The organism is Streptomyces sp. NPDC014889 (assembly GCF_043081205.1).
In the GTDB taxonomy this organism is placed as follows: domain Bacteria; phylum Actinomycetota; class Actinomycetes; order Streptomycetales; family Streptomycetaceae; genus Streptomyces.
Genome location: NZ_JBIBWH010000009.1, coordinates 407,081 through 416,199, shown reverse-complemented (window position 1 = coordinate 416,199; position 9,119 = coordinate 407,081). Strand labels below are relative to the sequence as shown.

The window sequence follows — 9,119 nt, the reverse complement described above, 5'->3', positions numbered from 1 at the left end:
CCACGTCAGGGGCAGACAGAAGCATCCCCAGCGCGCGCCACGGGATTTACCACGCCCCCGGCGCGCACCGAAGGTGCGCTGGATCGCTGACCTGCCCTTTCCTGTTCCCCCGCGGAGTTATCCACAGGCTCGCGCCGTCGATTCCCGCCACCGGCTACCGTTTTTCCCAGGTGATCGCAAACGGCGCGGTCCCGACACTCCACGGGGGAGACGAGTATGTCCGGCAACTCCGTCACACATGAGGTCAAGTCAACCGCTCGGACGGCCGCCACCACTGGCCGAGCGCCCTTCTCGCAGAGCCGGGCGGCCCGGGAACTGGGCCTCAAACGAGGTGAGTTCGACCTGGCCGTGCACCTTGGCCACATCCGCACCCGACCCGCCGAGGGAGAAATCGGCAGGCAGGTCGACCGGATCGAGGTGGAACGGCTGCGTGCACAGGAGGGCTTCCCGGAGGCGCTGCGGAAGAAGGTGACGACCGTGGGCACCAAGGAGGGCTCGGCGATCATGGAGGTGACCGCTGCCCGGTTCACCCGACTGGCCAGACTCGGCCTCCTGATTCCGGTCAGCTTCCACCTCAACCGCTACCGGGCCGTGGTCTGGCGGTACCTGACGGACGAACTGCACGAGTTCGCCGCCGACACGAAGAACGCCCAGCTGCTGAACCGGCCCCTGCCGGAGAGACTGCGGGGCCAGTTGGACACCGGCGTGGACCTGCGCCCCCGCAACTGGCGCGGACAGCACCTGGGCTTCCTGCTGAGCCAGGCCGGTGACCCGTGGGAGCGGGCGGGCGCGGTGGCCTCGCTGCTCGATCCGGTTCACATCTCCGAGATCGTCACGGACCCCTACGAGCGCTCCCACCTGAGCCGCTTCCGACCACCGCCACCCGCTCATGGCGCCCCAGGCTCGCCGGCCGCCCACCTCACCGAGCGGATCACGACGGCACAGGACCCCGACGAGATCGACCTGCTCCGAGCAGACCTGCAGCGGGCGGTGCGGGAGGCGCGGATCCAGCGCCCCGCGCCCCGCCCGGCCGCGCGGCACCCCGCCCCACATCCGCACCACGACGACTCACACCCGCACTCGCCAAGGCGCCGGTGTCCGCCCGCGCCCGAGCACCGCGAACGACACCGTCCGTCCGAGAGCTCCCCACCGGCACGCGGCCTGCTGGGCAGGCTCTTCCGCAGAGCCACCTGAGACGCCCCGCCGGCCCCTGACCGCTCGCCGGACCACTGGCGCCCCTGAAGGTCGAAGATGCGCCAGTTGGTCAGTGCGACCGCGGTGATGGCTCTGAATGAGGGTGCACGTACCCCGGGTCATTCCTGGGACGAGGGGCCGTCGGCAAATCGCGAGAGCGGCCGATGGGGGAGAAAACGAGGATGAGTGCGGCCACCGGTACGCCGGCCGTTGTGATCCACATGGCCGTGCGGAGATCGAAGACAGTTCCCAGCCATCCGCCGAGCAGAGCGCCCAGGGGGATTGTTCCGTAGTTGAGGAAGGCGGCGCTCGCTGTGAGACGTCCGAGGAGTTCCGGCGGGCAGTAGCGTTGCTGGAAGCTCGCCTTGATGACGTTGCCGGCTACGACACCTGCTGACACACAGAATCCACCTGTGGCGAAGAGAAGCAGGCCGGCTCCGGCGGAGGTGGCCGGGATGAGCAGTGCGAAGATCGCGAGCCCCAGCTCGAACAGCAGCATTGCGCGGGCGGTCCCGATCCGGCCGGCGATCCGGCGTGTGGTGAGCGCCCCGACGACGCCCCCCGTGCTGGCGGCTGCGATGAGTCCCCCGACCGCTCCGGGCGCCAGGTCCACGGTATGGACGAGGAAGACGACCTGGATGGACTGGTAGCCCATGAGGGCCAGGTTCGAGGCGGCTCCGAAGAGTGTCAGCGTGCGGAGCCAGGGGTCACCAGCGACCAGCCGCAAGCCTTCACCGACTTCGCTGAGCAGGGCTTTGGAGTGGGCGGTCGTCCTTTCACGGCGTGGCTCGCGATCACGGATGCTCGCCAGGCAGAGCAGAGAGAAGAGAAACGTGGCTGCGTTGGCGAACATCGCATTCACCGCTCCTGCCACTTGCCCGATCAGGCCGGCGGAACCGAGACCGGCGATCTGCGCGGCGGAAGCACTGCCGTGCAGCTTCGCGTTGCCTTCGGGCTGGTCTTCGGGGGCCAGAATGCTGGGAAGGTAGGCGCTGTAGGCGGTCTGGAAGAACACGGCGGCAGTGCCCGTCAGCAGCGCGATGACCACCAGCAGGCCGACGTTCAGATGACCGGTCCGTGCCGCGACCGGAATCACGAGGAACAGCAGGAAGGACACCGCGGCAGCGGCCAGCATGACCGGCCTGCGCCGCATCCGGTCCACCCAGGCCCCAACGGGGAGACCGATGACCAGCCACGGCAGCCAGGCCGAGGCGCTCAGTACCCCGACCTCCAGCGTGCTGGCGTGCAGGGTGGAGACGGCGATCAGAGGCATCGCAACGGCGGTGACGGAGGCGCCGAACTTGCCTGCGGTCTCGCCGCACCACAGCAGACGAAAGTCCCGGTGCCGACGGAGGAGACCGACACCCATCTCTTGGCTCATCCGTCCCGCCGCTCTTTGCGGGGGAACGACTGGAGTTGCACGATGACCGGCAGCGATTCAGGGGGCGTTTCGGCGCCCGGGGCGGGAGTGTGACGGGCGATCACGGCCATCAACTCTTCGTTGAGCGCCTTGAGCTGCGCTGGCGTCAGCCGCAGGTTCTTCCAGTCGGAGACGGTGCCGGCACGCTGCCAATCACCCTCCCAGCTCTCGCTCAAGTAGTTCGTGACCCGGCTGAAGTACTGCTGCACCAACTCGTGCATGTACACCGAGAGTGCGCCTCTGACATCGGAGTCCTGGTGGAATTCGGCGGTCTCCAACACCTTCGTGTCCTTGACCGCGCGCCACCAGCGCTCACGCTTGGTGCCGCGGCCTGCCTCCTCTTCGATGAACCCGTGCTGGGCCAGATGCCGCAGGTGCCAGCTCACGGTGCCAGTGTTCTCGCCGAGACGCGCCGACAGTCCCGTGGCAGTGGCGGGGCCGTCGAGACTGAGCATCTCGAGGATGCTCATGCGCAATGGGTGTGCCAGTCCTCGCAAGCTGCGGGCGTCAATACGCCGTATCGGATTGGGATGGGCCGTCGTGCCCTCAGTTGAGTCGCTCATGCCAACACCCTAGGTTGCAGAGTCTTCTTTGCATACGGTTCTCTGCAACGTGCTCTGCCTGCCTAGTGGGTCGGTCCGGTACTCCTAGCTATTTCCCGGCCTTGCGAGTCCGCGGACTTCCGCTCGCGCAGCGCCGAAGTCCTCGATCACCCAGGCCCGTTCGATCTACACGGCACCCAGAACGGGACGAGATCACTCTGATAGCGGTGACAGGGGCGTTCAGCGACCCGATCCAGGTCGGCGTGGTGCGCGTGCTGGCAGATGGCCGCGAGCACGGATGGGGCGCACTGCGCGCCCCTGTGGCCAAGTCCACGCTCAGCCACGCCTGCTGGACGCCTTCCTCGCCGCGGCCGAAAGCTCCGACGTCGGCGCCGAGGTCGGTCTTGCGGAGGACAGGTCAGCGGCCGGCACCGCGAGCACGGACTGCTGAGACGCCCCATCACCAGGTTCGAATGATGCACTCAGGCTTCTTGTGCTATCGAGCGAGTCCCCGCCGCTCCCGATGAACTTTTTGCCGCTCCCGCCTCGTTGATGATGGGTGATCGGAAGCGCCTGGGGCCGTACCCCGAGGCACACTCAAGCATGGCGCAGCGGTCTGGTGGATGGAGACGGAGTAGCGCTGTTCGTGGAGAACAGTCCGGAAGCGCTGCTGCTCCAACTGGCCATTCATTTCTAGGGCTGTCGACTGGTCTTCGTTCCGCCGGAGCCCGGCAACGGCGAACTCGAGGCGTTGATCGAGCGCGCCGACGGCAAGATGCTCCTGTTCGACCCGGTCTTCGAGGAGCGGACCCAGCGGATCGCCCGCCGGATCGGCATTCCGCATGTCTTCAGCATCGGCGCATCCTCGAGTGCGGCCGACTTCCTGGCGGCAGCGTCCGACACCGCGGACTGCTCGCTCGGCGACGCTGCCGACGGCCGCCACATCGCGACGCTTCTCTACACGGGTGGTACCACGGGACTGCCCAAGCTGGTCGTCCACCGCAACGGCTACTACGACCTCTATGCGCAGGCTTCGAGCGCATACGCTGCCGACCCCTCGGCTGACGATGCGTTGCTGATATGCACGCTGGTGACGCACACCAGCGGCCACGGCGCCTTCCTGGTGGGCGTCCTGAGCGGCCATACCATCGTGCTGCCGCGGACGTTCGAGGCCGGCGCGGCCCTGTCCGCGATGGACAGCGAGCGCGTCACCAGGATGATGGTGGTGACACCCATGCTGTACGAGCTGCTCGACCATCCGGACTGCCGCACTGGTCGTTTCCCGGCGTTGTCGACCCTCCACTACACCGGTGCCGCTGCCGGGCGGAGGCGGAGACGGAGACGACAACGACTGGTGCCCGCTACCCGGGCCAACCGAGGCGTCAGACGCTGGCCTTTGCGTTGGGTCCTCTCTGTGTCGTGTGCGGAGAGGACGACGACGTCGCCGCGTTTGGCGTCGAGCGGGCGCAGGACGGCGCAGCAGTTCTTTCAGCGGCTCCCACATGGGGAGGGCCTCCCCCGAGTCTCGCGCACGCCGTCCGACCTGCCCTTTCTCGTGGCCGTGCTGGGATGACGGATGAGTTCCGACTGCTCTCGGTACGGACGTCTGTCGGCCGTCCTGACGCTCAGGTGACGCTTGCTCTGATGGGCCGTCACTCGTGTCGGGCAGTTCCAGGTGAACACCGTCGGTCGCCACTGACTACTGCGCCTGGCCGCCCGGCATGTACCTATGTTGACATAGGTATGTTGGCGTACCTATAGTCGATGTGTGCTCGATTCCAGTGCCTCTGGCCGGCAGAACGACCACGTGGCCTCGGTCCTCGTGGCGGTTCTGCCTGTGCTGAACAGGGCGCTCGAGCGGCAGGTGATCCGGGACTTTCCGTACCCGACGCTGCCGGAGGGGCAGCTCGCTCTGCTGCGGCTTGTCGAGGAGCGTGCGGGCGTCACGGTCCGTGACGCGGCGGACGCCCTGCTGATGAAGCCGAACAATGTCAGCGCCCTCGTCGCCCAGCTCACCGAGTTGGGGCTGTTGGAGCGCAGGCGGGATGCCGTCGACAAGCGGGTCGCTCATCTGCACCCCACGGAGCTGGCCACGGAGCGACTCGCGGAAGCGCGGGGGCTGAAAGAAGTCCACGTGGCGCGTCTGCTGGAGTCCCTCACCGACGGGGAGCAGGACGCTCTCGGTTCGGCCTGTGGCGCGCTGCTGGCGTTGACCCGGCGCTTCTACTCCGCCGACTGACCTTCCGGCACCGGTGCTCAGGGGCGAGCGCCCGGCCGCGTGCGCAGCCCGCACCTCGAGTGCGCCGCTGCCCCGCCGCGCCTCCCCCGTGGTGGCCGCACGCTGCCGTATCTCCGCCTGTGCCGAAGGCCTTGATCCATCTCGTCGACTTGTCGACGTTCTCACCACAGACAAGGCACCAGCATGCCCTCCACACCCGTGGACCACTCCACTCTGCACGCTCCGTCGCCACTGGGCGCCGAGCGGGGCCCGCGCTCCAATCCGTGGCTGACGCTGATCGCCGTCGCGATCGGTCTCTTCATGGTCAACCTCGACGGATCCGTGGTCTCGATCGCGAACCCGGAGATCGGCCGCAGCCTGCACGCGTCCACCGCCGACCTGCAGTGGGTCACCAACTCCTACCTCATCGCCATGGCCGCCGCCCTCATCCTGGGCGGCAAGCTGGGTGACCGGTTCGGGCGGCGCACGTACTACGTGGCCGGAGTCGCGGGCTTCGTCGTGACCTCCGTCATGATCGGGCTGATCGGCTCCGTCGAAGGCGTGATCGCCTTCCGCGCGCTGCAAGGACTCTGCGCCGCGCTGCTGATCCCCAACACCCTCGGCCTGCTGCGAGCCGTCTTCCCGCCGCAGAAGTTCGGCACGGCGGTGGGCCTGTGGGCCATGGTGGCCTCGTGCTCGACCGCGCTCGGACCGATCGTCGGCGGCCTGCTGGTCGAGCACGTCAACTGGGAGTCCGTGTTCTACATCAACGCGCCCATCGGCATCGCGACCCTGGTCTTCAGCGCACTCGTGCTGCCGCAGAGCAAGGACTTCACCGGCCGCCACCGCTTCGACATCCCAGGCGTGATCCTGCTGGCGCTCGGTCTGGTCGCCGTGGTCTTCGGCGTGATCAAGGGCGAGACCTGGGGCTGGACCTCGGGAGGAACCCTGGGCCCCCTCGCCGCCGGACTGGTCCTGCTGGCGCTCTTCGGCTGGTACGAGACCCGTGTCCGGCACCCGCTGCTGCCCATGCGACTGTTCCGCAGCCCGGCGCTGACCATCGGCACCCTCGTCACCGCGATCAACTTCTTCGTGCTGCTCGGCGTCATCTTCTTCCTGATGCTGTACCTGCAGAACGTCCGGGGTCTGACCCCGGTCGAGGTGGGCGTGCGCACCCTGCCGCTGAGCCTGGCCTCCGTGGTCGCGGCACCGCTGGGCGCGGCGCTGACCGAGCGGCTCCGCGCCCGCCTGTCCATGCCGGCCGGCATGCTGCTGGAGGCGGTGGCCTCCGTGTGGATGCTGACCTGGGACGCGCACTCCTCGTACGCGGCCATGTGGCCGCCATTCGTCCTGATCGGCCTGGGCGTCGGCATGGTCATGTCGGCCTCCTCCGACGCGATCGTCGGCAACGCGCCCGTCCGGGAAGGCGGTGTGGCGAGCGGCCTGCAGTCCACCGCACTGCAGATCGGCGGCGCCCTCGGTACGTCCGTTCTGGTCTCGCTGATCAGCAGCCGGGTCGGAGCCACGCTCACGGGGGAGCTGACCGGCGCCGGGGTGCCGGCCTCCGCAGCACACGGCCTGAAGGAGGCCAAGGATGCCGTGGCAATGGGCATCGCGCCGGTCACGGACGGCATGTCCGCACAGCTGAAGGCCGCCGTTGCCGAGGGCAGCGGCAACGCCTTCATCAACGGTGTGCACGCCGCCGTTCTCGTCACCGCCGTCCTGTGCGTCGCGGGTGCCCTGCTCGCCGCCGTTGGCCTGCGTCGCGGTGCCAACTCACCCGCCATCGACGGCTGATGGCGGGTGGGGCGGAGAGGTGGGCCGAAGCCGGGCACACGGCCCGTCCGCCGCGCCCGGTGTGCGGCAGACGGGGTAGTGCGCGTCGACCCCGGTGACGTCCTGAGAAGTCGCTGAGGTCAGGGACGGAGGACGGCCGGAGCCGATTCCGCTCCGCCGTCGCTTCCCGGAGCCGGCGGTGCGGGCGCCTCGTCCTCGGCGGAACGGCGGGCGTGGAGCCCGATCATGCCGAAGGCGGTCAGGACCGCGGCGACGGCGGCCGCCACACCGCACACCGGGAACGCGGTGCTGAAACCACTGCCCAGGGCGTCCAGGGCCAGACCGTGCGCCGCGGATCCCGGGGCGCCGGGCGGCAGGCTGTTCACGGCGATGGGTCCGCCTGCCTCGGCGATCTCGCGTGCCGCTGCCACCTGACCGCCCGGCAGGTCCGCGTCGGACAGGTTCCCCGCAAACGCCGCCCCCGCGTTGGAGAGCGCGATCGCGCTGACGACGACGGGGCCGAGGGCGAAGCCGAGGTCGCGCAGCATGTTGGTGGTGGCGCTGGCCATGCCTGCCAGGTGCAGGGGCACGCTGTTCAGCGCCACGGCCGTCACCGAGCTGATGGTCAGCGCGAAACCGATGCCGATCAACAGGGCCGGGGCGACGAACGCGCCCAGTCCCGGGTCGGTGACGTCCAGCTGGGTGAACAGGAGGCAGCCGACCGCCATCAGGACGAACCCGGAGGTCAGCAGCCAGGACGCGGCGACCCGGTGCAGGAGGCGCGAGACGACCGGGATGAGTACGAAGGCGGGTCCCTGGAGGAGCAGGAAGAGGATCCCGACGCGGATCGGGTCCTGGTGCTGCACGGGACCCAGCCACATGCTCATCGCGAAGCAGGCGCCGAGGAAGGCGAGCATGCCGATGACCGCGGCGACGGACGACACGGTGAAGGCCCGGTTGCGGAACAGCTTCAGGTCGAAGATGGGGGATTCGGCCCCCAGCTCCACCACGACGAATCCGGCGAGGAAACATGTGCCGAAGGCGAAGGCGAGGATGACGGGAAGGGTGGTCCAGCCCGACTCGGGCCCCTCGACGGCGCCGTACAGCACCAGGATGAGACCGACGGCGAAAGTGATCTGACCGGCTATGTCGAACTTGCGGCCCTCGGGTGCCTTCGACTCCGTGGCCAGCACCAGGGTGAGCACCATGCTGACCAGGGCGAGTCCGACGAGCACCCCGAAGGAACCGCGCCACGACCCGACCTTGGCGAACATGCTGCCGAGCAGAGGTGAGACGGCGGCGCCGGCGGACAGGAAACCGCTCCAGAGTGCCACCGCGTGCGCCCGTTCCCGCAGGGTGTGGGTGACGGCGGTGATCGCGGTGAGCGAGCCGGGGAACATGGCGCCGGCCCCAAGTCCGTTGAGGGCGGCGCCGATCCACAGCACCTGCACGGTGGGCGCGAGCGCGGCCACGGTGCTGCCCGTGGCGACCAGGGCCGTGCCGGCCACGACGAGCCTTCGCCGCCCGAAGAGGTCACCGAGGACACCGAACGTGAACTCGAAGCAGACCACGGCGATCATGAACGCGGCGGTGATCCACGTCAGTTGGGATCCGTGTGTGTTCAGGTCCTCCTGGAAGGGTCCGAGCAGCGAGGCCGGCAGCGCGTTCGCGACCTGGGCCACGAAGACCGCGCCGCAGGCGGCAGCCAGTGTTCCCGCGTAGCCCGGTCTCCGGGCGGCCCCCGAGGTTGGGCCCTGGGACATGGCCGTCCCGTTGTTGAGCGTCATTGCTGTTCTCCCTGGCTGGGGAAAGGCGGGCGTCCCGGAAACGGGAGCCACAAGAGCGTGAAAGCACTCGGCTCGGCGCACGCGGTGGGGGAGAGGGCACGTCGCGAGTCCGGCGTGTGTCGTGGAGAATGACACTTCGCTTTACGTCACGTCAATGAAATACGCACAACTTAAGGTGAGAA

At 68.6% G+C, this 9,119-nt stretch carries 7 protein-coding genes; 4 read left to right on the top strand and 3 right to left on the bottom strand.

Going from position 1 to position 9,119, the window contains the following annotated elements; all coding sequences use genetic code 11:
• Window positions 1-216 precede the first annotated feature (216 nt).
• Window positions 217-1,194, top strand: a complete 978-nt coding sequence (locus ACF09J_RS20735) for a DUF6397 family protein (protein WP_392306896.1) — start codon at window positions 217-219, stop codon at window positions 1,192-1,194.
• Between the two features lie 70 nt (window positions 1,195-1,264).
• Here ACF09J_RS20735 and ACF09J_RS20730 read toward each other — a convergent pair whose 3' ends face one another.
• Both ACF09J_RS20730 and ACF09J_RS20725 read right to left on the bottom strand, forming a co-directional pair.
• Window positions 1,265-2,575, bottom strand: coding sequence for an MFS transporter (locus ACF09J_RS20730; protein ID WP_392306895.1), 1,311 nt, complete (start codon window positions 2,573-2,575; stop codon window positions 1,265-1,267).
• Window positions 2,572-3,177, bottom strand: coding sequence for a helix-turn-helix domain-containing protein (locus ACF09J_RS20725; protein ID WP_392306894.1), 606 nt, complete (start codon window positions 3,175-3,177; stop codon window positions 2,572-2,574). The genes ACF09J_RS20730 and ACF09J_RS20725 overlap by 4 nt, the downstream gene beginning before the upstream one ends.
• A 685-nt stretch (window positions 3,178-3,862) precedes the next feature.
• On the opposite strand from ACF09J_RS20725, the gene ACF09J_RS20720 reads away from it, so the two are divergent.
• From ACF09J_RS20720 to ACF09J_RS20710, 3 genes are all read left to right on the top strand, one after another.
• Window positions 3,863-4,729, top strand: coding sequence for an AMP-binding protein (locus ACF09J_RS20720; RefSeq protein ID WP_392306921.1), 867 nt, complete (start codon window positions 3,863-3,865; stop codon window positions 4,727-4,729).
• A 195-nt stretch (window positions 4,730-4,924) separates the two neighbouring features.
• Window positions 4,925-5,395: a MarR family winged helix-turn-helix transcriptional regulator gene (locus ACF09J_RS20715; protein WP_392306893.1), complete on the top strand. Its 471-nt coding sequence runs from the start codon at window positions 4,925-4,927 to the stop codon at window positions 5,393-5,395.
• Window positions 5,396-5,578: 183 nt separating this feature from the next.
• Window positions 5,579-7,171, top strand: a complete 1,593-nt coding sequence (locus tag ACF09J_RS20710; protein WP_392306892.1) for an MFS transporter — start codon at window positions 5,579-5,581, stop codon at window positions 7,169-7,171.
• Between the two features lie 119 nt (window positions 7,172-7,290).
• Here ACF09J_RS20710 and ACF09J_RS20705 read toward each other — a convergent pair whose 3' ends face one another.
• Window positions 7,291-8,937, bottom strand: a complete 1,647-nt coding sequence (locus tag ACF09J_RS20705; RefSeq protein ID WP_392306891.1) for an MFS transporter — start codon at window positions 8,935-8,937, stop codon at window positions 7,291-7,293.
• Window positions 8,938-9,119: the final 182 nt, after the last annotated feature.

What these genes read in the sequence shown, in the direction of transcription:
- ACF09J_RS20735 (WP_392306896.1), top strand. Translation starts at nt 217, where the DNA reads ATGTCCGGCAACTCCGTCACACATGAGGTCAAGTCAACCGCTCGGACG.
- ACF09J_RS20730 (WP_392306895.1), bottom strand. Translation starts at nt 2,575, where the DNA reads ATGAGCCAAGAGATGGGTGTCGGTCTCCTCCGTCGGCACCGGGACTTT.
- ACF09J_RS20710 (WP_392306892.1), top strand. Translation starts at nt 5,579, where the DNA reads ATGCCCTCCACACCCGTGGACCACTCCACTCTGCACGCTCCGTCGCCA.
- ACF09J_RS20725 (WP_392306894.1), bottom strand. Translation starts at nt 3,177, where the DNA reads ATGAGCGACTCAACTGAGGGCACGACGGCCCATCCCAATCCGATACGG.
- ACF09J_RS20705 (WP_392306891.1), bottom strand. Translation starts at nt 8,937, where the DNA reads ATGACGCTCAACAACGGGACGGCCATGTCCCAGGGCCCAACCTCGGGG.